This window comes from Micromonospora inositola, from assembly GCF_900090285.1.
GTDB classification, from domain to species: Bacteria; Actinomycetota; Actinomycetes; order Mycobacteriales; family Micromonosporaceae; genus Micromonospora; species Micromonospora inositola.
Genome location: NZ_LT607754.1, coordinates 4,614,523 through 4,639,456 on the forward strand (window position 1 = coordinate 4,614,523; position 24,934 = coordinate 4,639,456).

General features: G+C 69.1%; 20 protein-coding genes. 12 read left to right on the forward strand and 8 right to left on the reverse strand.

The window, feature by feature from the left end; genetic code table 11:
• The first annotated feature begins 22 nt into the window (after window positions 1-22).
• The gene (locus tag GA0070613_RS22050; RefSeq protein ID WP_157746434.1) at window positions 23-1,099 is read left to right on the forward strand and encodes a GNAT family N-acetyltransferase; all 1,077 of its coding nucleotides are present in this window, start codon (window positions 23-25) and stop codon (window positions 1,097-1,099) included.
• A 30-nt stretch (window positions 1,100-1,129) separates the two neighbouring features.
• Window positions 1,130-2,062, forward strand: a complete 933-nt coding sequence (locus GA0070613_RS22055) for a glycosyltransferase (protein ID WP_172875869.1) — start codon at window positions 1,130-1,132, stop codon at window positions 2,060-2,062.
• A 6-nt stretch (window positions 2,063-2,068) separates the two neighbouring features.
• Here GA0070613_RS22055 and GA0070613_RS22060 read toward each other — a convergent pair whose 3' ends face one another.
• From GA0070613_RS22060 to GA0070613_RS22075, 4 genes are all read right to left on the reverse strand, one after another.
• Entirely contained in the window at window positions 2,069-2,737 is a 669-nt protein-coding gene (locus tag GA0070613_RS22060) for a polysaccharide deacetylase family protein (RefSeq protein ID WP_231929360.1), read from the reverse strand.
• Between the two features lie 4 nt (window positions 2,738-2,741).
• The gene (locus GA0070613_RS22065) at window positions 2,742-3,608 is read right to left on the reverse strand and encodes a glycosyltransferase (RefSeq protein ID WP_089014036.1); all 867 of its coding nucleotides are present in this window, start codon (window positions 3,606-3,608) and stop codon (window positions 2,742-2,744) included.
• Window positions 3,605-4,951 carry a glycosyltransferase family 4 protein gene (locus GA0070613_RS22070; protein WP_331716697.1) on the reverse strand — a complete coding sequence of 449 codons (1,347 nt, stop codon included), beginning with the start codon at window positions 4,949-4,951 and terminating at the stop codon, window positions 3,605-3,607. Before GA0070613_RS22070 ends, GA0070613_RS22065 begins: the two co-directional genes overlap by 4 nt.
• Window positions 4,952-5,097: 146 nt before the next feature.
• Window positions 5,098-5,748 (reverse strand): hypothetical protein, encoded by a 651-nt coding sequence (locus GA0070613_RS22075; RefSeq protein ID WP_157746435.1) that lies wholly within the window; start codon window positions 5,746-5,748, stop codon window positions 5,098-5,100.
• A gap of 299 nt (window positions 5,749-6,047) precedes the next feature.
• Here GA0070613_RS22075 and GA0070613_RS22080 point away from each other — a divergent pair, with 299 nt between their 5' ends.
• The 7 genes from GA0070613_RS22080 to GA0070613_RS22110 all read left to right on the forward strand — a co-directional run bounded on the left by GA0070613_RS22080 (window position 6,048) and on the right by GA0070613_RS22110 (window position 16,468).
• On the forward strand, window positions 6,048-7,073 hold the full coding sequence (locus GA0070613_RS22080) for a YveK family protein (RefSeq protein ID WP_157746436.1): 1,026 nt from the start codon (window positions 6,048-6,050) through the stop codon (window positions 7,071-7,073).
• Between the two features lie 61 nt (window positions 7,074-7,134).
• The gene (locus tag GA0070613_RS22085; protein WP_089014039.1) at window positions 7,135-8,406 is read left to right on the forward strand and encodes an O-antigen ligase family protein; all 1,272 of its coding nucleotides are present in this window, start codon (window positions 7,135-7,137) and stop codon (window positions 8,404-8,406) included.
• Window positions 8,403-9,878: an oligosaccharide flippase family protein gene (locus tag GA0070613_RS22090; RefSeq protein ID WP_089014040.1), complete on the forward strand. Its 1,476-nt coding sequence runs from the start codon at window positions 8,403-8,405 to the stop codon at window positions 9,876-9,878. Before GA0070613_RS22085 ends, GA0070613_RS22090 begins: the two co-directional genes overlap by 4 nt.
• 14 nt (window positions 9,879-9,892) lie before the next feature.
• Window positions 9,893-10,696, forward strand: coding sequence for a glycosyltransferase family 2 protein (locus tag GA0070613_RS22095; RefSeq protein WP_089014041.1), 804 nt, complete (start codon window positions 9,893-9,895; stop codon window positions 10,694-10,696).
• A 48-nt stretch (window positions 10,697-10,744) separates the two neighbouring features.
• Window positions 10,745-11,956: a hypothetical protein gene (locus GA0070613_RS22100; RefSeq protein WP_157746437.1), complete on the forward strand. Its 1,212-nt coding sequence runs from the start codon at window positions 10,745-10,747 to the stop codon at window positions 11,954-11,956.
• A gap of 398 nt (window positions 11,957-12,354) precedes the next feature.
• Window positions 12,355-15,348, forward strand: coding sequence for a DUF4082 domain-containing protein (locus GA0070613_RS22105; protein ID WP_231929361.1), 2,994 nt, complete (start codon window positions 12,355-12,357; stop codon window positions 15,346-15,348).
• Window positions 15,349-15,421: 73 nt separating this feature from the next.
• Window positions 15,422-16,468 (forward strand): glycosyltransferase family 2 protein, encoded by a 1,047-nt coding sequence (locus GA0070613_RS22110; RefSeq protein ID WP_231929362.1) that lies wholly within the window; start codon window positions 15,422-15,424, stop codon window positions 16,466-16,468.
• Window positions 16,469-16,492: 24 nt separating this feature from the next.
• On the opposite strand, the gene GA0070613_RS22115 is transcribed toward GA0070613_RS22110, so the two are convergent.
• Genes GA0070613_RS22115 through GA0070613_RS22125 form a run of 3 tightly spaced genes read right to left on the reverse strand, consistent with a single transcriptional unit; the run spans window position 16,493 to window position 19,630 of the window.
• Window positions 16,493-17,620, reverse strand: a complete 1,128-nt coding sequence (locus tag GA0070613_RS22115; protein WP_089014045.1) for a biotin/lipoyl-containing protein — start codon at window positions 17,618-17,620, stop codon at window positions 16,493-16,495.
• 25 nt (window positions 17,621-17,645) lie between these two features.
• Entirely contained in the window at window positions 17,646-18,656 is a 1,011-nt protein-coding gene (locus GA0070613_RS22120) for an alpha-ketoacid dehydrogenase subunit beta (protein ID WP_089014046.1), read from the reverse strand.
• Window positions 18,653-19,630, reverse strand: a complete 978-nt coding sequence (locus GA0070613_RS22125) for a thiamine pyrophosphate-dependent dehydrogenase E1 component subunit alpha (protein ID WP_231929364.1) — start codon at window positions 19,628-19,630, stop codon at window positions 18,653-18,655. Before GA0070613_RS22125 ends, GA0070613_RS22120 begins: the two co-directional genes overlap by 4 nt.
• A 481-nt stretch (window positions 19,631-20,111) precedes the next feature.
• Here GA0070613_RS22125 and GA0070613_RS22130 point away from each other — a divergent pair, with 481 nt between their 5' ends.
• From GA0070613_RS22130 to GA0070613_RS22140, 3 genes are read left to right on the forward strand one after another with little or no spacing between them, the layout of a single operon-like run.
• A complete protein-coding gene (locus GA0070613_RS22130) occupies window positions 20,112-21,227 on the forward strand; it encodes a DegT/DnrJ/EryC1/StrS family aminotransferase (RefSeq protein ID WP_089014048.1) in 1,116 nt (371 codons plus the stop codon).
• A 16-nt stretch (window positions 21,228-21,243) separates the two neighbouring features.
• The gene (locus GA0070613_RS22135) at window positions 21,244-22,575 is read left to right on the forward strand and encodes an MFS transporter (protein WP_089014049.1); all 1,332 of its coding nucleotides are present in this window, start codon (window positions 21,244-21,246) and stop codon (window positions 22,573-22,575) included.
• Window positions 22,572-23,588: a TolB family protein gene (locus tag GA0070613_RS22140; RefSeq protein ID WP_089014050.1), complete on the forward strand. Its 1,017-nt coding sequence runs from the start codon at window positions 22,572-22,574 to the stop codon at window positions 23,586-23,588. Before GA0070613_RS22135 ends, GA0070613_RS22140 begins: the two co-directional genes overlap by 4 nt.
• Here the strand turns inward: GA0070613_RS22140 and GA0070613_RS22145 are convergent.
• A complete protein-coding gene (locus GA0070613_RS22145; protein ID WP_157746438.1) occupies window positions 23,551-24,822 on the reverse strand; it encodes an acyltransferase family protein in 1,272 nt (423 codons plus the stop codon). The two genes, GA0070613_RS22140 and GA0070613_RS22145, sit on opposite strands and share 38 nt — an antisense overlap.
• Window positions 24,823-24,934 lie beyond the last annotated feature (112 nt).

Below are 24,934 nucleotides of genomic sequence, written 5' to 3' on the forward strand. Positions count from 1 at the left end.
ATCCCCGGTGGAGAGTCGACTGATGCAGATCTCCGTTGTCCGTCCGAGTGAGCTCGGCCCGGCCGAGGTCGCCGAGTGGCGGCAGATGCAGGAGTCACAGCCGAGGCTTCACAATCCCTTCCTCGCCCCCGAATTCACCCTCGCGGTGGGTCGTAGCCGCCCCACCGCCCGGGTGGCGGTGCTGGAGGACGGCCCGGAGATTGTCGGCTTCTTCCCGTATGAGGTGAGGCATCGTGTCATCGGAGTGCCGATCGGCTTCGGCATATCCGACTCTCAGGGCCTGGTGCACCGTCCCGGCCTGGACTGGGATCCGATCCGGCTGTTGAAGGAATGCGGTCTTGCCGTATGGGAGTTTGATCATCTGATGGCTGACCAGTCTCCCTTCGCGCCGTACCACTCCTACGTGGCTAAATCTCCCATCATCGAGCTGTCCAAGGGCTACCAGAGCTACGTCGACGACCAGATGAGCGACGGGAACCTGATCCGGCAGGCGCTACGCAAGCAGCGCCGCATGGTGCGCGAACTCGGGGAGGAGCGGTTCGAGTGGGAGGACCGTACTGAGGGCGCGATGCTCGCGCTCCGGCGCTGGAAGTCGGCCCAGTATCGCCGGACGCAGCAGTACGACCGGTTTCGGACGCCGTGGATCCAGGCGGTGCTGGAGGAGTTGCGCGACTCGTCCGCGGCCGACTGCCGCGCCGTGGTCTCCACGATCTACGCGGGAGACCAGCCCGTGGCTGCCCACCTGGGCCTGCGGAGCCGGTCGGTACTCGCCTACTGGTTCCCGTCGTACGACGTGGACCTCGCGCGGCACTCGGCCGGCATTCTGCTCTGCCTGCGTATGGCGGAAGCCGGCGCGGCCGATGGCATCGAGCACATCGATCTTGGCAAGTCCGAGGCGCTGTACAAGAACCGGCTGACGAATGACGAGTTGCCGGTGGCCGAGGGGTGCGTCGGGCGGTCGCCGGCGGTGGCGAGCGCCCGGCGGGCACAATCCGCGCTGGCGCGCTCCGTGCGGACAGGCGCCGTCGGTGATCGACTCCGCGCCGGCCGGACAGGCCGACTCCTTCGCGGTCTACGCGCACGACGGCACGAGCGGTGACAGGCGGCATTTCACGGCTGGGAGCATCTGATGAGCATTTCCGAGGTGACGGTCGCCGTCGTTGTGGTCACGTACAACAGCGAGGAGCTGCTGCCGGATCTCCTCACCGCACTGGGGCCGGGCCTGGCCGGGCTGTCCTGGCACTTGACGGTCGCCGACAACGCGTCCGCCGACGGCACCGTTGCCACCCTACGCCGCCTGGCCCCCGAAGCGACCGTGGTCGAGATGGGGCGTAACGCGGGCTACGCCGCCGGAATCAACGCGGCGGTAGCCGCCGCGCCGCCGCACACCGCGATCCTCGTGCTCAACCCCGACGTCCGGCTCAAGCCGGGCTGCGTCGAGACACTGACGGCCGTCGTCGGTACCAGCGGCACGGGCATCGCCGTGCCGCACATCGTGGATGGTGCGGGCGCACTCATTCCGACGCAGCGGCGCGAGCCCACCATCCTCCGCGCCCTCGGGGACGCCGTTCTCGGTGCGCGGAAAGCCGGCCGTTACGCCATCCTCGGCGAGGTGGTGACCGACGAACGCAGGTATGCCCACGAGACGGTCACCGACTGGGCCGAGGGTTCCACGGTTCTGATCAGCCGAGAGTGCTGGCAGCGGTGTGGACCGTGGGACGAATCCTTCTTCCTGTACTCGGAGGAGACCGACTTCGCCCTGCGGGCTCGAGATGCGGGCTTTGTCACGCGCTTCGTGCCCGACGCCCGTGCCGTCCACCTGGAGGGTGACTCCCGGCACTCACCGAAGCTGTGGGCGCTGCTCACCCTGAATCGCGTGCGCCTCTATCGCCGCAGACACGGCCTGGCGACCACCGCCGTCTACTGGCTCGTGCTCCTGGGTCGTGAGGTCAGCCGCGCCCTCCTCGGCAGGCAGACCAGCAAGGCAGCCGTGCGCGACCTGCTGAGGCCCGCGAAGATACGTGAGGTGCCGGGACCCGCGACGGTGCACTCAGCCGGGTGACGCCTGCTATCTCCAGCGCTTCGCCAAGCCCACGACCTCCGTGCGGATCCGTACGGGCCAGCCATGGCTGGCCCGTACGGTTTCCCGCAGCGAGGCGGGCGTGTCGTCGCGGCGGACGCTGAACCTCGGCTGCAGCCACGCCTCCCGCCTGGCCGGCCGGCGATCACTGGTGAAGACCGCGGAGTAGCCGAGCCGCCGAAGCTCGCCCAGCGCCCGCCGGTCGTACTGCCCGAGCGGGCAGGCGGCCGTCGCGATGTCCTGCTGGATCACCTCGACGAGGCGGTCGCGGGCCGCCACGAACTCCTCGTACGTCGTCTGTTTGTCCATCCCGCGCCATGAGCGGTGGTGCATCCCGTGCGTACCGATCGTCATGCCGTGACCCTGCAGCTCCCGTACGTCGTCCTCGTCGAGGCTGCCGGCCGTCCCGAGCCGCCCCGCCAGGACGAAGAACTCGGCGGACAGGCCGCGTGCGGTGAGGCCGGGCAGACCGATCCGCACGTCGGAGAGGTTGCCGTCGTCGAAGCTGACCCGTACCGACGGCCAGGCGGCCAGCTCGTCCAGCATGGCGTGGAACTGGTCCCGTTGGATCCAGTAGCGCTCCTCGCCGGGCTCGAGTTCCCGGCGCGGCTCGCCGATGCCGTGGAAACAGATATTGATGGTGTTACCGGCTTCCACGGGCTTACCGTTCGACTCGGGCATGCGGGTCTTCCTGTCGGGATGAGTCGTCGCGCGCCCAACCGGCGGCGCCGTTGCGGTCGCCCCGGGCGGACAGCGCTGCGAGGACCGTGATCGCCACATAGCAGAGCGCAGCCGGGGCGAGCCAGGGCCGGGGAAGGACGACGTCGCGGAGCCAGGAGAGGCGGGCCGCGCGGCGGACGGTCGCGCCGACCTGGCCCCGGTCGGCAGCGGCACGCATGGCCGCGTTGCCCCCCCGGACCCGGCTCAGCCGGCGCACCAGGTCCCGGGTGCGCCGCGGGGTCGCCACCCGCGAACTCACCGATTCGACCTGCCACTTCTCGGCCGCCCCGAACAATGAATCGAGGAAGAGGTCGTCGGCCACGAGCGCCGGGAACCGATCAAACCGGCCTCGCCCGGCTTCGGAAAGTCCGATCACGCCGCGCCCGAAGAGGCCGTCGCGAAAGACCGGTAGGTGGCGGTGGATGCCAAAATAGGCGCGCACCAGCACTGGCCGGCCGGCCAGGTCGAGTTCCCGGTGGACCGTTGCGGCCAGGTGTGGTCCGTCAAGCGCCGCGCAGGTCGCCCGTACCCCCTGGGTGGAGAGCACGACGTCGGCGTCGAGATAGATCCGTGGGAATCCCTGCGCAGCCTCGTCTCCCGTGTTGAGGGCGGCCGGCTTGCCTGCCTCGGCGAGTTCAATGACCCGCACCCCCGGCCGCGCGGCGGCGATGGCCGCGGTCCGGTCGGTGCAGCCGTTGGCGACGACAGTGACATCGAACTCGCCAGGTGCGGCGTCGGCCAGCAGGGCGTCGAGGCAGCGGCCGATGACGGCGCCCTCGTTGTGGGCGGCGATAATGATGCTGGTCACCGCGCCGTCGCCCGGACCTCGGTCTCCGCCGACGGGGGGCGCTGAACCAGCGCGTCGCCGCCCTCTCGAGGGCTGGCCACGTCGGCCGTCTCACCGGTGGGGGAGGCCGGCGCGGAAACGCCGTCGGGCAGTCGTTTGGCGAGGAGCCGGTGCCACACCGCGACGTAGGCGTCGGCCTGGTGTTCCCAGGCGAGGCTCTCCCGGAAGCGGGCAAGCCCGACAGTCCGCATCTGCGCCCGCCGGGCGGGATCGTCCAGCAGTTCGTCGATGACCGCGGCGAATTCCTCCGGCGCGCCGGTGGGGATGTAGGCGCCGGCCTCGCCGACGCTGCGTCGCGTCTCAAGGAGGTCCACAGCGACGACCGGCACACCCCGGCCGAGATACTCGACAGTCTTGGCCATGGTGGACAGGTGGTTCATTCGGGTCGGCAGGTCGGGCTGGATGGCGACCGTGGCGGCACGAAGCAGTTCGTCGACGGCCGCACCATCGAGCCACCCGGTGAACTCCACGACGTCCGTCAGCCCGCGGTCCACAGCGAGCCTGGTCAGGGCCGGCATGCTCTCACCGTCGCCGGCGAGCACCATGCGCCACCCGGTACGCCCGCGCCGACGGATCAACTCCTCGGCGGCCAGCACGGCTCCCTCCACGTTGTCCTGCGGACCGAAGACGCCGAGGTACACCACCCGGTGATCGGCCCCTCCGGAATTCGGCTGGTCGGGCGCACCGCCGGGCTCGGCTATCTCCCCCCGGGTCGGACCGTTGCGGACCACCGTCACCCGTTCCGGCGTAACGCCGCGGCGTACGGCGTTGTCCTTGAACGACTCGTTGGTCGCCACGACCTCGGTGGCCGTGCGCAAGGTCAGCCACTCGAAGGCGGTGAGGACCCGGAAAGCCCACTTGTTCGGAGTGCCGACCCGGGACGCGTAGACCTCGGGGCAGAGGTCGTGGTGGTCAAAGACCCACGGGCGGCCCAGTGCCCGCAGCAGGAGCGCCAACGGCCAGTAGACGTCGGGTGGGTTGCACACCTGAACGGCGTGGGCGCGTCCACTGAGCACCTCGCCCAGCAGCCGCACGGCGATGCACAGAAAGGACCAGGCGAACTCGACGGCGTACGAGATCAGCCCGTGACCGTACACAAAGATCGGGTACGGCCGTAGCCGAGTGCCTCGACTGCCCGGCAGAACGCGCAGGGCCTTGTCACCGCGCGGTGCGATGACGGTGACGTCAAAGCCGTTCGCCTCCAGGCTCAGGCATTCCCTGATAACGCGACGATCACGCTCGGCGGGAAGGTTGGCCACAAGGATGGTGATCTGAGGCCGGGAATTCTTCACGTTCGGGGTCACCTCGGTTCACGTCGCGAGCTGATTCCCTGCGTACCCTCCCCCGCGACGGAGGGTGAAACAATCAACCGTTGGGTCGTCCGGCATGTCGGGTTTTTTACAACCGAGCTGTCGAGACATTGCGCACGCGGGTCCGGGAAGGGTGGCTACTACCGGACCGCGAGGGCTGGGGCTCGACGCTGCCGGCGCTCCCCGCGGCGTCGGAGAACCTCATCGGTCCACAGCGTCACCGCGACGGTCGTGATGGTGCCGAGCAGCCCGGCGCCGACCAGGGCGCGTGACGGTGAGTGCGGCTGCAACGTCGCGCTCGGCGGGACGAGGACGGCAGTGGTGATGCGCAGTTGCCGAGCCACCTTCCACCGGTCCTGCAAGCTCTCGAGTTCCTGCTCGAAGGCACCGGTGAGGATGGCCAGCGACCGCAGTCCGCTGTCCTCGTCGGAGGCGACGGTCTCCACGGTCATCGAGCCGATCACGTACCGGGGCTCCTGGTTGGTGCCGGTGTTGCGGGGCTGGAAATCGTAGGATCCGGTCACACCCGCCGCCCGGAACCGTGCCTTCGCGTCGGGCGTGCTCAGCCGCTTCGCCACGGCCGCTCCGGTGATCGCCATCGATGGGTAGAGTCCCGTCATCGGATTGGGCGCGTACGGCGACACCGGCGGCTGCATGACGACGACCTCGGAGGCGTAGTAGCGAGGGGGTACCTGCGTGGCAGCCAGGCCGGCCACCGCGGTCACCACCATGCCCGCCACGACGAGATACCAGCGTCGGCGCAGCGTCGCGAAAAGATCGGGCAAAAACATGCCTTCGGGTCCTTTCTGGTCGGCAGCAACTCGGCGCCGCTCATGCTGCGCGGTACCTCAGGCGTGGAGGATGCCACGCGGTATGGACGAATGCAGCAGAGAACTCGACCGGATCGGCGGTAGCCGTCGTGCGCCCGGTCTGTATAGCTTGGCTTAGACCCTGACGCCGATCGTCCGCGGTGTCGTGGATAGCTCATTTGGTTAGCGACGACTGACGTCCTAGAAAGAGCTGGAGGGGCGTCGTGGACCTAGGCGAGATTCTCTCGGTGGTTCGCACCCGCTGGTACATCCTCCTGCCGATGATGCTCCTGGCGGTGGGGCTCGGCGTGGGTACCTTCGTGATGGTGCCGACCTCGTACCAGTCGACCACCACCGTCAGCCTGCTCAACTCGCCGGCCGCGACCGCCGCCGCCACCCAGGGCGAGAACAACGACAACCCGTTCCTCAACTTCAACGGTTCCCTCGTCGCCACCGCCGACTTCCTCGGTCGCAGCGTCCAGTCCAACGACGCTCAAGCGGAGCTGCTCACGATGGGGGTCACCGAGGACTTCGAGGTCGCGCTGGCCGAGGGGGCGCAGGGACCATTCCTGACCTTCACCGTCACGGGCACGGACCAGGCTCACGTCCTCGCCTCGACCGCGACCATCGCGCGGTACGCCGAGACCAAGCTGACGAAGATCCAGGCGGATAACGGGGTGAAGCCGCAGGACATGATCCGAATGACGGAGATCATCCCGCCGCAGAAGCCGGAACCGCAGCTCAAGGACAAACTCAAGATGGTGATCGCGGCCGGCGGCGGCACCACCGCGCTCGCCCTGCTGCTGACGTTCGTGGTGGAGAGCGTGGCGCGGTCCCGCCGGCGACGTCAGGAGCTGGAGACCGCCGCCACCACGCCCTCCGCAGTTGTCGCCGGGGGCTCCGCGAGCGTGCCGGGCCGCCCGTCACCGGCACGGCCCCTGCAGCAGCCGCCGAACCTCGTGCGGAACGAGCGTGCCGCCCCGGACAGGCCCGCTGGGGTCAACGTTGGCGTCGAGCAGCGCGGCGACCCTGGCGGATCCGAGGAGACGATAATCATCAACCTGCGGCCGGGGTCCGCCCCGGAGAGGCCCGCTGGGGCCAACATCGGCGTCGAGCAGCGCGGCGACCCTGGCGGATCCGAGGAGACGATAATCCTCAACCTGCGACCGGGGTCCGGCCCGGCCCCGAGGCCGGAGGGCGCAGCGCGGACGATCGGCGCGGCACCGGGCGCAGCGTCGACCACGTACCAATCTTCCGAAAGGTCCCACCCTAGAGGCCAGAGTGTCGACCGGCTTAACGGAAGCTAGGCACCACCCTGCGCCCCAGCGAGCCAGCCGCGTCTATCTGTCACAGCAGCGTATTGCCAGCTTGGGGCCACAGTCGCTGCTCACCTTCTACGTCCTGCTGTTGATGCTCGTTCCGTCCCGGTTGGTGTTCCCTGGCATCGGGGCGACCGGGACCGTGGCGAACATGTTCATCCTCGTCGGCCTGGTCTGGTTCCTTGCCAGCTGGCTGATGAGGCGGATCCGGCCGGCGCCGTTCACCCGGGCGCCCCGTCTCGCTCTCTTCGGGGTCGCGGTGGCCGTGTTGCTCAGCTACATCGCCGCCGCTCGACGGGACGCGGAGCCGCTGGAGGTGAGCGCAGCCGATCGGGGACTGATACAGCTCCTGGTGTGGGCGTCCATCGTGCTCCTGGCCACGTCGATCCGGAACTACGATCACCTCGACCGGCTGTTGCGGGTCTTCGTGCGGTGCTGCACCGTCATCGCGGTCGTCGCCGTGGGCGAGTTCGTGCTGGGGGCGAGCCTGACCGCCTGGATCCAGATCCCGGGGATGTCGAGCGGCGCCCAGGAACTGGTCGTCAGGGGTGCCTTCGTCCGGCCCACCGCGACCGCCGCGAACACCCTCGAACTCGCCACCGTCATGGCTCTGGCGCTGCCGTTCGCCCTCCAGCAGGCCTTCCACGGCGGGGAGCGGGGGGCGCTGCGGCGCTGGCTGCCGGTCATGCTCATCGCCGCGGGCGCCATCACGACCGTCTCCCGGACCTCCGTCGTGGGTCTGGTCGTGGTGATGCTCGTGCTGCTGCCGACCTGGAACCTACGGCGGGTCGGGTGGACGTTCGCCGTCGTGCTGCCGTCGCTGGCCGTGGTCAGACTGGCGTTGCCCGGCCTCGCTGTCACGATCATCGGCCTCTTCACCGCAATGCTCAACGGCGGCGACAACAGCACCCAGTCCCGCACCGCGACGAGCGCGAGCGTCAACGCCTACATCGCCGAGCGGCCCTGGACCGGCCGGGGATTCGGCACATTCCTGCCGCTGATGTACCGCTACACCGACAACCAGTACCTGCTTGGCCTGTTGGAGATGGGCGTGGTCGGCGTGGTGAGCATCGTCCTCATCTACGTCACCATGCTGCACTGCGGCGGCGCCGGTCGACGGCGGTTCACCGATCCGGCCCGCCGGGAGACCGGGCAGGCCTTCGTAGCTGTCGGATTTGTGATGCTCGTAGTGACGTTCACCTTCGACACGCTTAGCTTCCCGATGGTGGCCGGGACCACCTTCCTGTTTCTCGGTCTCTCGGGCGCGTACCTGGGCATCGCCCGCACAGAGGAGCTCCAGAGGGGAGATCCGGCTCCGTGACGGATTTGAACCAGAAGGTCGCTGCGGCGGCCCGATGGAGCATGATCAACACCGTTGTGCGCCGAGTTGGCACGTTTGCGACGGGCGTCGTGCTGGCGCGGCTGTTCTTCGGGCCGTACGAGTGGGGGCTGTACGCGATCGGGCTGCTGGTCCTCGCGATGCTGCTCTCGTTGAACGAGATGGGCGTCAGCCTGGCCCTCGTGCGGTGGGACGGCGACATCAAACGGTTCGCGCCGACCGTTTTGACGTTGTCGACCCTCTCCAGCAGCGCCTTCTATCTCCTGCTCTTCGTCACGGCGCCGACGGTGGCACGTCTGCTCGGGTCGCCCGAGGCGACGACGATGCTGCGGTTGCTCTGCCTCACCGTGATCATCGACGGCATCGCCTGCGTACCGATCGGCAAGCTCAACCGGGAGTTCCAGCAGTTCCAGCGCACCGTTGTCGATGTCGCCAACTTCCTCGTCAACACGGCTGTCACGATCGGTCTGGCCGCCACCGGAATGGGCGTCATGGCCTTTGCGTGGGGCTCGCTCGCGGGCAACATCGTTGCGCTGGTCGGGTTCGGCCTCTGTGCTCCGGAGATGCTGAGATTCGGCTGGGACCGGGCGCAGGCGGTGCACCTGCTGCGGTTCGGGCTTCCCCTGGCCTCCGCCAGCCTGCTCACCCTCGGCATCGTCAACGTTGACTCCGTCGTGGTCAGCGGGGTCCTCGGCCCGGCCGCGCTCGGTCTGTACGCGATGGCCTTCAACATGTCGAGCTGGCCGGTCCGGATCGTGTCGGACACCGCGCGCCGGGTGTCGTACGCCGGTTTCTCCCGCCTCGCGGACTCTCCGCAGGCGTTCGCGGCCGGCTTCCACCGGGCGCTGGCCGTGGTGCTGGCCGCCGCGGTGCCGTTCTGCGTGTTGCTGGCGGTGCTCGCCGACCCGATCATCCGGCTCGTGTACGGCGACCAGTGGGCCGGGGCGGCGCTGTCGCTGCAGTTCCTCGTGGCGCTCGGACTGATCCGGGTCGTCGTGGACCTGGCGTACGACTGCCTGGCCACCCGCGTGCGCAAGAGCCTGATGGTGATGCAGGCCTGGTGGCTGTTCAGCCTCACTCCGGTGCTCCTGCTGTTCGCCCACCGGTTCGGAATCGCGGGCGTGGCCGCCGGGCAGGTGGTGGTTGCCGGTCTGCTCGTCGCGCCGGTTTTCGTCGTGGTCCTGTCCCGGTTGGGCATCCGACCCGCGCTGATGCTGCGCGCCTGCGTCCGGCCGGTGCTCGGCGGGGTGATGATGGGTGCCCTGGCCTGGGGGATGCACCTCGTCCTCGGTGGCGGCTTCCTCCCGCTGGCGGTCATCGGGTTGGCCGCCCTGGCGGTGTATCTGCCCTTCGTCCTGCCTCTGCTGCGGAGCAGTTGGGCGGGCCGGTCGCAACCCGGTCGCGAGGCGGCCCGTGACGGTGAGAAGTCGCTGGCGGCGGTCGCACAGAGTTGAGTGGAGACTTGTAGATGGGTTGGGTGAAGCGGCGCCTGCGCGCCACCTTTGGCTGGCTTCCCCTCGAGGAGCTGCGCAACAAGGTACTGCTCGGTCACACCGCGGTCGGGCTCTACCGGTTCGAACGGTCCGAGATCGCCCGGCTACTGGCCACGCTGCCCGGCGGCGTCAAGCCTCGTGCCCTGGTGGCGACGATCGTGTTGACGTACAAGCGGCCGGACGGATTGCGGCGGGCGGTCGAGTCGGTGCTGGCGCAGACCGTGACCGACAACGTCGTCGTCGTCGTCGACGACGGCGGCGGCCAGATCCCCGAGCTGCCGGCCGACCCCCGACTGCACGTGGTCAGCCTGCGCCGCAACATCAACGTGCTGGGGATCAGCCGCAACATCGGGATGGGTCTGACGGATTCCGGGTTCGTGGCATTCCTCGACGACGACAACGTCTGGCGTCCGCATCACCTGCAGACCGCGCTCGCGCGGCTGCAGAGCGACGACTCGTCGCGGCCGCAGCCGGACGGGGTCTACACCGCGATGCGCCGGGTGACGCCGGACGGGCTGCAACGCGACGTCCTCTCCGTGCCGTTCGGCCGTAAGCTCGCCTGGGAAAGGTGCTTCCTGGATTCCAACCCCTTCGTGGCGCGGCGGTCGTCCGACCTGGTGTTCAGCCGGCTGCGCCGCAGTTCCAAGGTGGCGCCGAAGGAGGACTGGGAGTTGATCTACCGGTTCAGCCGGCGGCACCGGGTGGAGCACATTCCCGAGCCGACGGTGGACTACGTGATCAACCCGAACAGCTACTGGACGGCCTGGGAACTTACGTAGTTCGGTTCGCCGCAGCACCGCCGGGGCCCGGAAGGAAGTCAAGAGTCGATGCCCGAAAAATGGCGTAGCACCTTTGGCCGCCTCAAGCGTTGGCCGATCCTGGCCGCGGCCGGCACTTTAGTGGTCAGTGCCGCCGTGACGGTAGTGGCGCTGGATCGTGGCGCGGCCGGCCCGACCGGTTGTGCAACCCCCGAGGAGTGCCACGCGGTGACCGCTGCCGCCGGGGCGGCTCCCGCGCCGACCACGACCGCCCAGGCGACTCCCGTGCCGACCGCTGATGCGGCGGACTCCGCAGGTGCCTCCGCCGCGGCGCGGGCCGCCGACCCCACCGGTGGTGGCCGTTATCCCGCCCGCTTCTCGGTCGGCGCACCGGGCGTCGGGCGCTACCGGCAGTCGGACACCCAACTGCCCGTGCCGCGCGGCTACCGGGTGTATGAGCCGCACAACCAGGCCAGCAAAGAATGGGACCTGTACAACTGCAAGGGCTCTGTCAATCTCGACCGGATCTACTTCCGCGCCTTCATCTACATCGGCACGGACTGCCACGGCACGGTCAACATCACGAACTCGATAATCGCTCCTCCGCCGGGCTCGGCAAACCGGGCCATCCTGGTCAACGCCAACTCGGCCGGCCGCCTCACCCTGAACATCAGGAACACGACCATCCGGCCGGAGCCGGTCGGTAGCGGGCAGCAGAACGCCGCGCTGACCGATCACGCGATCAACGACTGTCCCACCTGCACCATCCGCATCAGCGGCGTGGACGTGGCGAACACTGGCGGCATGTGCCTGTGTGGAGCCAACGTCACCATCGAGCGGAGTTGGCTCCACGACAACTACATCGCCCACCTCGCCGACCCGTCCCAGGCGCACACCGGAGGCGTTTTTCCGTATGGGGGCAGCGGGCCGGTGACCATCAGCAACAGCCGGCTCGAGCCGGGGGTCAACGCCTTCACCGGGAAAGAGGTGCCCGGTTATTGGAAGGCGATAACCGCGGTTTTGTTCACGCAGAGTCAGGGCGGCTCCACGTTGCGCAATTATCTGGTGCGTGACAGCTTCATCTCGCTCGGCGCCTTCGGCCTGTACGCGCAGGACGGGACCGGCCTGCGGCTGCGCGACAATGTCTTCGGTCCGACGCACTGGGGGCGCACCAGCGGCTGCGGCTCGGACTGCAAGGCCACCTATGCAGAGTGGTCCAACAATGTCGTGGGTTCGATCGATGGCACGCCCTCTGGTAAGGCGGTGCCGCGACCGTCCTGATCAGATTCCGCCCAGTCGGCGGCGCGTGGTAAGCCGAATGGCTGCGCGGTGGGGAACGATCGTCGGCCGGCGCTCGGCACGATAATGTCCGATCGGTGTTGCAGCCAACACCTGCAGATCTGGTATCTCCCATGCGCTTACGTACTCTCACTATGGTCCGGCGGCCATCCTCTCAGAAGCAGGCGATCCGTATGAGGTCTCGGGTTTTTCGGGCCGCGGTAGCGGCGGCCACGGGAGCAGCATTGGTGCTTATTCCCGCGTCAGCGAGTTCCGCCGTGTCCGATCCGTGTGGCACCGGCTCCAGCCCCATTGTCTGCGAAAACTCCAAACAGGGCACGCCGCGTGAGGACTGGTACGGCGAAAGTGCCTGGGGCGATATCGAGGGATTCGCCACCCGGATGAGCGTGCAGCCAGGCGAGACGCTCCAGTTGAAGGTGCAGTCCCCGACCACGTTCGACGTCGACATCTACCGGCTCGGCTATTACGGCGGTGACGGTGCTCGGCGGATGCCGGCCTCACCGACGAGCAGCTTCCCCGCCCGGACCCAGCCGGCGTGCCTGCATGACGCAGGCACCGGACTGGTGGACTGCGGCAACTGGACGACCAACGTGACCTGGACGGTGCCGTCCGACGCGGTCTCCGGGGTCTATCTCGCGACGCTCGACCAGCCGAACGGCGCGGGCTTCGCCCACGTGCCGTTCGTCGTCGCGGATGCGTCGAACCACTCCGACATCCTGGTGCAGACCTCGGACCAGACCTGGCAGGCGTACAACGACTGGGGCGGCCAGGACCTCTACGGCGGGGGCGGGCCAGCGTACGACGGCCGGGCCTACAAGGTGAGCTACAACCGTCCCATGCGGATCGCCGGTGACAACGGCATTCTCTCGGCCGAGTACCCGATGATCTACTGGCTGGAGCGCAACGGGTACGACGTCAGTTACGCCTCGAGCATCGACGTGAGCACCAAGCCGTCGATCCTGCTCGACCATAAGGTCTTCATGTCCTCAGGGCATGACGAGTACTGGAACCAGGCCCAGTGGAACAACGTGGTCGCCACCCGCGAGGCTGGCGTCAACCTGGCGTTCTTCAGCGGCAACGAGATCTTTTGGCGCACCCGGCTGGAGCCCTCTGTCGCCAGCGGCGGCGGCGACAACCGCACGCTGGTCTGCTACAAGATGACCAAGATGCGGCAGAACCCGCCGAACGGGATCGCGGACCCGAGCGGGCAATGGACCGGCACCTGGGTCGACTCGGTGGGCGCCGGCTCCGGCGGCGCCACGCCGCCCAACCAGCTCACCGGAACCATCTTCACCGTCAACGGCTACCGCAACGACGCGGTCACAGTCCCGGCCGAGTACCGGAACCTCCGCCTGTGGCGGAACATCCCCTCCATCAACAACCTGGCATCCGGGCAGGTAGCCACATTCCCCGTCGGCACGCTCGGCTACGAGTGGGACTCCGACGTCGAGAACTCCGTCCGCCCGCCGGGCGCGGTGGCTTTCTCGTCGACGACGCTGGCCATCACGGATGGCAACCTGCTGCTGGACGACGGGAACAACTACGGCAACGGCACGGCAACACACAGCCTGGTGGCCTACCGCGACCAGTCCTCGGGGGCGCTGGTCTTCGGCGCCGGCACCGTGCAGTGGTCGTGGGGGCTCAGCAGCCTGCACACGATGCTGCCCAGCACCGAGGACCAGCGCATGCAGCAGGCGACCGTCAACCTCCTCGCCGACATGGACGCCCAGCCGCTGACCCGGCAGGCCAACCTGGTCGCCGCCACCAAGTCCACCGACACCACGGGACCGACGGCGACCCTGACCGCGCCGGAGGCCGGCACCACCCTGCCGGTCCTCACGCCGGTGACCGTCACCGGGACGGCGACGGAGGTCGGCGGAGGACAGCTGGGCCGCGTGGAGGTCTCCACAGACGGCGGCGACACCTGGGAAGCGGCCCACGGGCAGGGGAACTGGTCCTACACCTGGACCCCGAGCACGCAGGGCCCCGTACAGATCAAGGTGCGGGCCTCCGACGACAGCCTCAACATCGGGGCGGTCACCACCAGGAGCGTGACGGTCGGACCCCAGCAGTGTCCCTGCACCGCCTACCCTCCGACCGCGACGCCGACCAACATCGACTCGTTCGACCCCTCGTCCAACGAACTCGGGGTGAAGTTCCGGGTCGGCGCGCCCAGTGTGGTCAAGGGCGTCAAGTTCTACAAGGCCAGCACCAATACCGGCACGCACGTCGGGAAGCTGTGGACCTCGACCGGACAGCTGCTCGCATCCGGTACGTTCACCGACGAAACCGCGAGCGGCTGGCAGACGCTGACCTTCGCCAATCCCGTGCCGGTCGCCGCCAACACCACCTATGTGGCGTCGTACTACACGCCTACCGGGCACTACTCGTACACCAGCAACTACTTCGCCACAAAGGGCGCGGGGCTGACGGCCGTACGGCTGCTGCAGTCGGGTGTGGACGGCACGAACGGCGTCTACCGGTACGGCTCGGGCGGGGGCTTCCCGAACCTCAGCTGGAACAACACGAACTACTGGGTCGACGCCGTCGTCGACACGGTGGGGGCGGAGACCGAGCCACCGACGATCACCGCGAAGACTCCCGCAGCGGACGCGTCAGATGTCGCGCTCAACGCCACACTGACCGCGACCTTCAGCCACGATGTCGACCCGCAGTCGATCGAGTACTCGCTCACCTCGAGCGGCGGATCCGTCCCGGCCGGTTTCCGCTACGACAACACCTCGCGCAAGGTGACCGTCCAGCCGCAGAACGCCCTGACCCCCTCGACCACCTACACCGCCTCGGTGCGGGCGACCGACGCCTGGGGCAACGCGATGGCGGCGCCGTACACCTGGACCTTCACCACCGGCACGTCGGTCAGCTGCCCCTGCTCGGTCTGGAACGACTCGGTGGTGCCGGCCATTCCCAGCGCCTCCGAGGCGAGTTCCCTGGAGCTGGGCATGCGGTTCACCTCTGCGCTCGGCGGCTACGTGACGGGCGTGCGGTTCTACAAGGGCAGCACCAACACCGGCACGCACACCGGTACCCTCTGGTCGAACACCGGCACGCAGCTCGCCACCGGAACCTTCACGAACGAGAGCAGCAGCGGCTGGCAGACGCTGATGTTCGACGAGCCGGTCCCGATCACCGCCAACACACCGTACGTGGTGTCGTACCACACGAACACGGGTCATTACGCTTACACCGGCAACCATTTCACCCAACCGACGGTGTCCTACCCGCTGACGGCGGTGGCCGACACACCGAATGGCGGGAACGGCCTGTTCCAATCCGGTCCAGGTGTCGCCTTCCCGACCTCCACCTGGAATTCGGCCAACTACTGGGTTGATGCGATTTTCACGACGACTCCGTGAACGGCCGCGGGCCCCATCGAACCGGTGCGGGCCCGCGGCACTGGGCGCGGACGAGCCAACGGAAAGGGTGTCAGTGAGTACGGTCAGCGTGGTCATTCCGTGCTACAAGTACGGGGACTATCTCCAGGCATGCGTGAGCAGCGTGCTCGACAACCAGCCCAACGTCAACGTACGCGTGCTCATCATCGACGACGCCTCGCCGGACGACTCAGCGGCGAAGGCGCATGCCATCGCAGAGGCGGACCCACGGGTCGAGGTCCGGGTCCACGAGACCAACCGTGGCCACATCGCCACCTACAACGAGGGCCTGCTGGAGTGGGCGGACGGCGACTACACCGTTTTGCTCTCCGCCGACGACCTCCTGACGCCGGGAGCCCTGACCCGGGCGGCATCCGTACTGGACGCGAACCCGAACGTCGGCTTCGCCTACGGGCACCCGGTGCACTTCACCCACCCCGGTCCGCCGCCGCCGGCCCGCATGAGAGACCTGGGGCACAGCGTCTGGCCCGGGCACTGGTGGCTGGATCGGCGGTTCCGCGAGGGCACCGGCTGCATCACCTCACCGGAAGTGGTGGTGCGCACGGATCTGCAGCGCAAGGTGGGAGGCTACGATCCCGAGCTGCCGCACGCCGGCGACATCGAGATGTGGATGCGGCTGGCCGCGCACGCGGACGTCGGCTACGTGCGCGGGGCGGACCAGGCGTACTACCGCCTGCACGGCGGGAACATGTCACAGACGGACTACGCCGGCCAGCTGGACGACCTGCGCCAGCGCAAATCCGCGTACGAGGCGGTGTTGCGGCGCTGCGGCGATCTGCTGCCCGACGCTGACCGGCTCGACGCGATGGTGCGCCGGCGCCTCGCCCGCTACGCGCTGCGGCGCGCGGTGCGGGCCTACGACCGGGGGCGCACCGCGAGCGTGCCCGAGGGCGATCTGATCGCGTTCGCCGCGGAGTGCTGGCCGGAGTACCGCGAGCTGCCGGAGTACCGGGGCCTGCGCATTCGGAAGCGGATCGGGCCGAAGGTGATGCCGTATCTTCAGCCGCTGGTGCTCACCGCGGTCGCCGCCAAGGGCCGCGAGTGGCTCTGGTGGCAGTCCTGGAAGCGGCGCGGCATCTGAGGGACCACCGCGGCCCGGGCGGGGTTACCGTCCGGGCCGCCGCGGCGGCACCACCGTCGTCGTGACGACCTTCGTCTTGACGGCGTGCTCGGCCGGGACCGATCGGACGATGACCGCGCCGGAGGCGACCACCACGCCGTCACCCAGGACGACGTTCGGCTCGATGAAGATGCCGGTGCCGAGCCGCACCCGGTCGCCCACCGTCACCTTGCCGGACGAGACGCACGACGGGCCGGTGGCGTTGTCGGAGCCGATTCGACTGTGGTGGTCGAACGAGTTGTAGGCGGAGAGGAAGTTGTTGTCTCCCATCCGGACGCCGGTGGCGAGATGCGAGAAGGCGCAAATGATGTTCCCGTGCCCGAGGACCACGTCGGTGGCGATCTTGGCGGTGGGGTCGATGGCGTTCGCCAACGGGATGCCGGCCTCCGCGCACTTCTCGCGGAAGCGGCGCCGGGTCTCCACCGACGTTCCGATCGCGATGATCGCGGCGTCGTACGCACCCTCGTCGAAGAGCGCGGCCAGCCGGTCCGTTCCGCCGACGATCGGCACGCCGTGCACGTCGCCACCCCACCGCTGCGGGTCGTCGTCCACGATGGCGACGGCCCGTTGCGTCGCGGAACCGGCCAGGATGTCGATCACCTGAGTGGCTCCCAGCGCCCCGCCGATGAGCAGGATGCGCTGGACGCCGGGCTGGGCCGTCAGCGGCGCCGGGAGGGCGTCTTGGTCGACCCTGGTCTCGCGGAAGGCCGCCTCCACGTCCTTGACGGTGATCAGCCGTCCGAGCTGGAGGGTCGACAGGTCGACGCCGAGCTCCTCGCCCCGTCGCACGGCCTTGGCGCTCGCTCGTACGGGTGCCGGCGTCTCAGCCTCAGCCGCCGCCCGCGTCTCGCGCTCCCGCACGTACTCGGTGAGGTCGGCCGACGTCTCGAAGAGCATGGCGATCGGCTCGGAAAGGGGGACCTCCTGGAGTCGCTCGGCCAGGTGCAGGACGATGCCGGCCTCGGGAGCGACGACCTCGAGCACCGCCTTGCTGGTCTCGATTTCGGCGAGCAGGGTGTCCGCTTCCACCTTGGCTCCGTCGTCGACGAACCATGCCACGAGCACGCCGTGCTCGCTGTTGACATCGCTGGTCGGTACGATTACCGGCTTCACGCTCTCTCCTTCACGGACCTTCGGCTCAGGCGGCCGCAGCGCGCAGAGCCGCCTCGATCTGCCCCTCGCCGACCAGGATCCGGCTCTCCTTGGTCCTGGATGACGGGATAACGGTGGGCTCGCTGGCCACGACGTCAACGGGGGAACGCAGCTCCCGGAACAGCCGGCGTGAAATTGTGGCGGCCGCCTCGGTGCCCCACGACCAACCGCCGCTGCCCTCTTCCACGGTGACGAGCCGTCCGGTGACGCCGACGGAGCGCTCGACCGGTGCCCAGTCCATCGGGGCGAGCTGAGCCGGCACCAACAGCTCGACGAAGATCTCCTCCTCGACGGCGAGCCGTTCGACCACCTTCGCGGCGAGCATGGCCTGGTATCCGTAGGCCAGGACGGTCACCGCACACTCCTCACGGGGCACGGCGGAGAGGCACACTGTCGGCAGCATGCCAGGGCTGGCGTCCTGCGCCGCGAGCAGGTCTCCCGACCGGCCGTTCTCGGGCACGGTCAGGTGCTGTGGGTAGAGCAGCTTGTGCTCGACGTAGAGGACCGGGCTGTCCTGGGCGAGGAGCTCCTCGAAGACCGCCCGGGGATCGTGAACCAGCGACGCGGCGACCACCCGCAGATGTGGCACGCCGAGGAAGTGCTTTTCCAGGCTCTGGCTGTGCGTCGGACCGTATCCGCGGTGGCCGCCGGAGGGGGCGCGCACGATGACCGGGCAGGTCGCCTGGCCGGCGTACATCGCCTGGTACTTGGCGATGTGGTTGACGACCTGATCGAAGACGAGGGTGAGGAAGTCACCGAACATGATCTCGGCGATTGGCCGATACCCGGCCAGAGCGAGTCCCGCGGAGATTCCGGCGATGGCTCCCTCGCTGATCGGCATGGTGCGGACCCGGTCGGGGAAGGCGGTGGAGAGCCCTCGGGTCACCTTGAACGCTCCGCCGTACGGGTCAGCGATGTCCTCGCCGAGCACGAGCACCCGGGGGTCAGCGGTGAGGCAGGTGCGTAGCGTCTCATTCAGCTCCTTGGCGAAGATCACGGCAGTGCCCTCGCCGTCTCGACCACCTGCGCCAGCGCGGCCTCCACGTCGCCGTCGATGATCCGTCGCTCGTCATTGCTCAGCCGGCGGCCGTGGACCAGCAACGGCTCGACGGCCCATCGGGCCGCGATCTCCTCGGCGGGGCGTTCGTCGTCGCTCTTGGAGTGATGACACAGCCGGTACGTGTGGATCAGCAGGACCCGGGGACCAGCTCCGCCGCGTACCGCATCGACTTCCGCCCCGGCGGCCTCGCGTAGCTCCATCACGTCGGTGCTGTCGACTTCACGTACCGGGATGCCGAAGGCCTCGAACCTGCCCGGCATGCTGCCCGCCAGGTTGGCCCCGATCGGCGTGCTCTGCGCCCACCGGTTGTCCTCGCAGACCACCAGGAGCGGCAGTCGCCAGAGCGCCGCGATGTTCAACGTCTCGTAGAGCAGCCCCTCGCCCAGGGTTCCGTCGCCGATGAACACGACGCTCACCCGGCGCGCGCCGTCCAGCTGGCCGGCGAGGGCGATCCCGGCGGCGGCCGGCACGATGCCGCCTTGGACGCCGTTGGACTTGAATCCGGGGGCGCAGATGTGCTGGCTACCGCCGATGCCCCGACAGACACCGGCTTCCTTGCCCATGATTTCGGCGAGCAGCCCCAGGGCGTCGCCGGTGCGGGCGAGGTAGTGACCGTGGCACCGATGGTTGCTGAACACGTGGTCCTCATCGGCCAGGTGCTCCATCACCGCGACTGCGTCGGCCTCCTGACCGATACACGCGTGCGTTGTGCCATTCAGCACGCCCTCCTCAAAGAGCGAGAGCAGTGTTTCCTCGAAACGGCGGATGAAGCGCATGCGCCGGTAGAGCCGGCGCTCGTCGGATTCGCCGGGCAATCCGGTGAGCCGTTCGTCGGTGGGCGCCGGGACGTACCGGGAGGCGGTGTGATCAGCACCAGCCGCCGGCCAGAGACCAGGCTCGGCCAGGTCCACGCCGCGCCATGTGGTTGCCGTCGACACTGTCTGCCTTTCTTTCCAGCACTGCACGCACGGTGCCATGGTCCTCAATGACCCGGCCTGCCGCGGTCACGTTACCGGGCATCGTCCTTCGGAAAGGAGAAACCTTCATCCATCCCGCGTCGACGTGGATCGTGGGAAACCGACTGAATGGACGGGTCCCCGTGGCCGTGCGGCGGCTCCGCCGCGTTGCCGTCGCTGGCACACTAGCCCAGTCAGTACGGCGTGGGGCGTGACGAGAACAGTTCTGCCGGATACCCGTCACAGTCCTTTCGTCAAATACCCACCTTGGTACCTTTGCGTGCCAGGTTGGGTGCCGACACCACCGCGCGCACCGATCGCCGCCCGGACCGATCGTTCGCCGATCGACGCTCTTGGCTGTCCGGCCGCCGTTGCATGCGGCCCGGTCGCTGATTGACCCTGCTCGCCGCAATCGCGGCAGATGGAGTAGCGCCACATGATTCCACTCGTCGACCTGCGGGCCGCTCATGCCGAAGTGGCCGAGGATGTCAGCACCGGGTTCAAGCGGGTCATCGAGAACACCGCGTTCGTCGGAGGCGAGGAGGTCGCGGCGTTCGAGCGGGAGTTCGCTGCGTTCTCCGGCGTCCAGCACTGCGTCGGTGTCGCCAACGGCACGGACGCGGTCGAGCTCGCGCTGCGCGCGGCCGGGGTGGGGCCCGGCCACGAGGTGGTGCTCCCGGCCAACACGTTCGTCGCGACCGCCGAGGCCGTAGCCCGGATCGGCGCGCGGGTCGTCCTCGTCGACATGGATCCGGCCACCTACCTCATCGACGTCGACGCCGCCCTGGCCGCCGTCGGCCCTGCCACGCGAGCGGTGGTTCCCGTCCACCTCTATGGGCAGCTTGCCCCGGTGGAGCGGCTACGCGCCGGCCTCGCCGGCCGCGGTCTCGCGATCGTCGAGGACGCCGCGCAGTGCCAGGGCGCCACCCGCAACGGTGTCGGCGCCGGCACCGGCGGCGTCGCCGCCACCAGTTTCTACCCGGGCAAGAACCTGGGGGCGTACGGCGATGCCGGGGCCGTGCTGACGGACGACCCCGGCCTCGCCATGGCGGTACGCACGCTGGGTAGCCACGGTGGTCTGGTGAAGTACGTCCACGAACTGATCGGGGTCAACAGCCGGCTCGACGGGTTGCAGGCGGTGGTGCTGCGGGCCAAGCTGACCCGCCTGGCCGCGTGGAACGACGCCCGCCGCGCCGCTGCCGCCCGCTACGACGAACTGCTGGCGCCACTTGAGGTGACCCGTCCGGTCGTGCTGGCCGGCAACGAGCACGTGTGGCACCTCTACGTGGTGCGGATCCCCGGTGGCGCCGGTCGCCGGGACGACGTGCTGCGGCGGCTGAACGAGGCCGGCGTCGGCGCCGGCATCCACTACCCCTTTCCCATACATCTGACGCCGGCGTTCGCGGACCTCCCGTACCGCCCGGGCAGCTTCCCGCACGCCGAGCGGGCCGCCACGGAGATCCTGTCACTGCCGCTGTTCCCGCAGATCACGGCCGACCAGCAGGCAACCGTCGCGCGCGTGCTCGCGGCCGCGCTGCGGTCAGCGGCGTAGCTCGACGAAGGCAGCGATGTACGTATCGGTCCGGGGCCGCCCCGGCGCGGATCCGGCCGTCGAGCCCGGCAGCGGACTGCCACGGGTCGGCGCGACGGTGGTGCTGCTCGGCATCGTCAGCCTGCTGACCGACGTCTCCTCGGAGATGGTCGCCGCGGTGCTGCCGGTGTATCTCACCGCCGAGCTCGGGCTCGGTCTGCTGGCGTACGGCGTTGTCGACGGGCTCTACCAGGGCGCCAGCGCTCTGGTGAGGATCTTCGGGGGGTATCTGGGCGACCGGTCCAACCGGCCGAAGTGGGTCGCCGCCGCCGGTTATTCCCTCTCGGCGGCGAGCCGGCTGGCCATGCTGCCCGCGCACGGGTTCGCCGCTGTCACCGCGGTGGTGACAGCGGACCGGCTGGGCAAGGGACTGCGGACGGCGCCACGGGACGCGCTCATCGCGGATGCGTCGGATCCGCGCACGCTGGGCCGCTCATTCGGGGCCCATCGGACCTTGGACACCATCGGCGCCGCGGCCGGCCCGCTGGTGGCGTTCTCGCTGCTGTGGTTCGTGCCCGGAGGCTATTCGGCGGTCTTCGTCGCGTCGTTCGCCTTCGCCGTGCTGGGCGTCGCCGTCATGGTCCTCTTCGTGCCGGACCGGCGCAGCAGGGCGACCGGGGGCTTGCCGGTCCGGCGGGTGCTCCGGGAACTGGCCGGTCCGGGGCTCCGGCGTCCGCTGGTCGCCGCCGGCGTGCTGGGGCTGTTCACGATCGGCGATGGATTTGTCTACCTGTCGTTGCAGGATCGCGACCAGTTCGCCGCGAGCTATTTCCCGCTGCTGTTCGTGGGCACCAACGTCGCCTACCTCACCTTTGCGATTCCGCTGGGGCGTCTCGCCGATCGGGTCGGGCGGTCGCGCGTCTTCGTCGGCGGCCACCTCGCGCTGCTCGTCGCCTATCTGGTCGCCGCGGCCCCGGTGGGCGGCCTGGGGGCGACCGTCGTGGCCCTGGTCCTCCTGGGTACGTTCTACGCCGCGACCGACGGGGTGCTCGCCGCGCTGGTCAGCCGCAGAGTGGCCAGCGACGCGCGGGGGAGCGGTATCGCCGCAGCCCAGACCGTCGTCGTGATCGCGCGGTTCGCCGGTGCGCTCGCCTTCGGCAGCCTGTGGCAGATCCTTGGCCGCCAGGCGGCCCTCTGTCTGCTGGCCGGCCTGCTGCTGGCGGGAGTGGTGATGGCCGGGCGGCTGCTGTCCGGTCGGGACCGCCCCGGGTCCGTGGGCACCACGGCAACCGGTGCCGACACGCCCGGTGTCGCGGAGGTGCCCGGCGTCGGCGCGGCGGCCGGCGAGGCGGGGGAGAACCAGCGATGAGCGGCCGCGCGCGGGTCTGGACGTTGGCCGCCATCGTCCTGGTCGCCCTGCTCGGAACGGTCGGCTACATCTACTCCGTTCGCCGGGAGCAGACGCAGGCGGTGGCAGCGGCGCCGCCGATGCCCACGCGTCCGGACCTCGCGGCGGTGACGAGCGTGCCCCATGTCGTCTTCCGCAGCACCGCAGCCGGCGGCGACTACGGCCGGGTGGCGGTCGTCCCGCTCAGCGAGCCGGCCGGGCCCCGGGCGTTCACCCCGATCGCCTGCGACCGGGTCTACGCACGGCGGAGCGAGGCGGTGTGCCTGCATGCCAAGCCCGGCATGGTCACGACGTACCGCGCCCAGGTCCTCGGTCCGGACTGGAGTGTCACCCGCGAGCTGCCCCTCTCCGGCGTGCCGAGCCGTACCCGGCTGTCGCGCGACGGGTCGCTCGTGGCGACGACGACCTTCGTCGCGGGACACAGCTACACGACGCCCGGCCGGTTCTCCACCGAGACCCTCGTGACCAGGCTTGCCGACGGGCATTCCACCAACGTCGAGCCCTTCCAGTTGATCGTCGGCGGCGAGCGCGTGACAAGCGCGGACCGCAATCTCTGGGGTGTCACGTTCGCCGACGGGGACAGCTTCTATGCGACGGCGGCGTCGGGCGGCAGGACCTGGCTCGTGCGGGGCAGCCTTGGCGGGCAGCGCCTCGTCGCGCTTCGGGACGACGCGGAGTGCCCCTCCCTCTCGCCGGACGGCACCCGGATCGCCTTCAAGACCCGGGCCGGCCAGGCGCCGGGGCACTGGCGGATCGCGGTGTACGACATCGCCACCGGCAAGGCGACGATCCTGGCCGAGCAACGCAGCGTCGACGACCAGATCGAGTGGCTCGACGACAGCCGGGTGATCTACGGCCTGCCGCGCGGCGGGGAGGGCCCGTCGACGAGTGACCTCTGGACGGCGCGCGCGGACGGCGGCGGCGACGCTGAACTGTTCATCCGCGATGCCTGGTCGCCGGCGGTCGTACGGTAGCCGCCTCATCCGCCCCGACGGCGGCGGGCACCTTCTCGGCGTCGGGCTTCGGCGCTCGTCGGTCGGTTGCCGGCCGTGGGACGCTCGCCGTCGCCTCACCCCGCCGCGGGGACCAGGCCTTCAGCGACATCGCCGGCCGTTCCACGACATGCCACGACGGAACTGCCAGCGCGAGGGTGGCGATGGCGCAGACCGCGATGTAGGGAACCAGGCCGAGCCGCGGCACGCCCAGCAGAGCCAGGAGTTGCTGGACCGGGAAGGCGTAGATGTAGAAGCCGTAGGAATAGTCGTGCCGGCGCCCGATCCGGCGCGACCAGCGTGGCAACCGTACCGCCAGCCACAGGACGAGGTAGGCGAAGGCCGGATAGCCCAGCACCGCGAAGGCCCCGAGCTGCGTGGTGGCGACCACGACGGCGGCGGCGACGACGGCGAGACCGTCGTTGAGGACGATCCTCTCTCGGTAGAGCTGGCACGCGGCGCCCAGGAGGAAGACGTAGGTCAGGTAGACGAGTGAGTAGGTGTCCAGCCCGTCGACGCCGAAAACCGGACCGTGCACGCCCTGCGGCCCCGGGACCTCCGGTGCCCGGAGGAGGTCGTGCACCATGACTCCCGCACCGGCCAGCACAAGCATCGCCACCAGCCACCTGGCCCGGCGCAGAACACCGATGGCCGCCAACCCGGCGACAAGCAGATAGCAGAGTACTTCATAGATGAGGCTCCAGAGCGAGCCGTTGAAGACCGATGTGCCGGTGCGCTGCCCGTACGGGGTGTCCAGCAGCAGGCCAGAGATTCCGTACTGCCAGATCGCGACGAACGAGTTGCTGAGGATGTACTGGAAAGGCCCGTCGGAGTCGGAGAAGAGGCCGTGGAGACTGCCGCGCTCCGAAAGGGACACGATCGGCGCGAAGACGAAGGCCGTCACCACAAGGCACACCCACAGGCCCGGCAGGATCCGTAGGCCGCGGTGCCACAGGTATCGAAGGACCGGAACCCGGGCCCCGCTGCGGGTGATCAGAAAGCCGGAGATGACGAAGAAGCCCAGGATTCCGATGTCGCCCAGCCCAGTCTGGCCGTTCGTGAGCCCGCCGCCCGGGTCGTCCTGGCCGAAGCCGATCGGCAAAGAATGGGACACGAGTACGGCAAAGGCGAACATCAGCCGGAGAAGACCGAAGCTGTTGTCCGCCGAAGAGAAGGCAGCGGCGATGGTCTGCCTCGCTCGGACTCCGGCCAGCACTTCGAAAGTCAACCACGACACGGGCGGAAGGTCGGTAGTTTGCTCAGTCGGGAAGTCGACATCGACGCGCCGGAGATGTGTCAGGGCATTTCGCCTTTGCCGTATACGGACT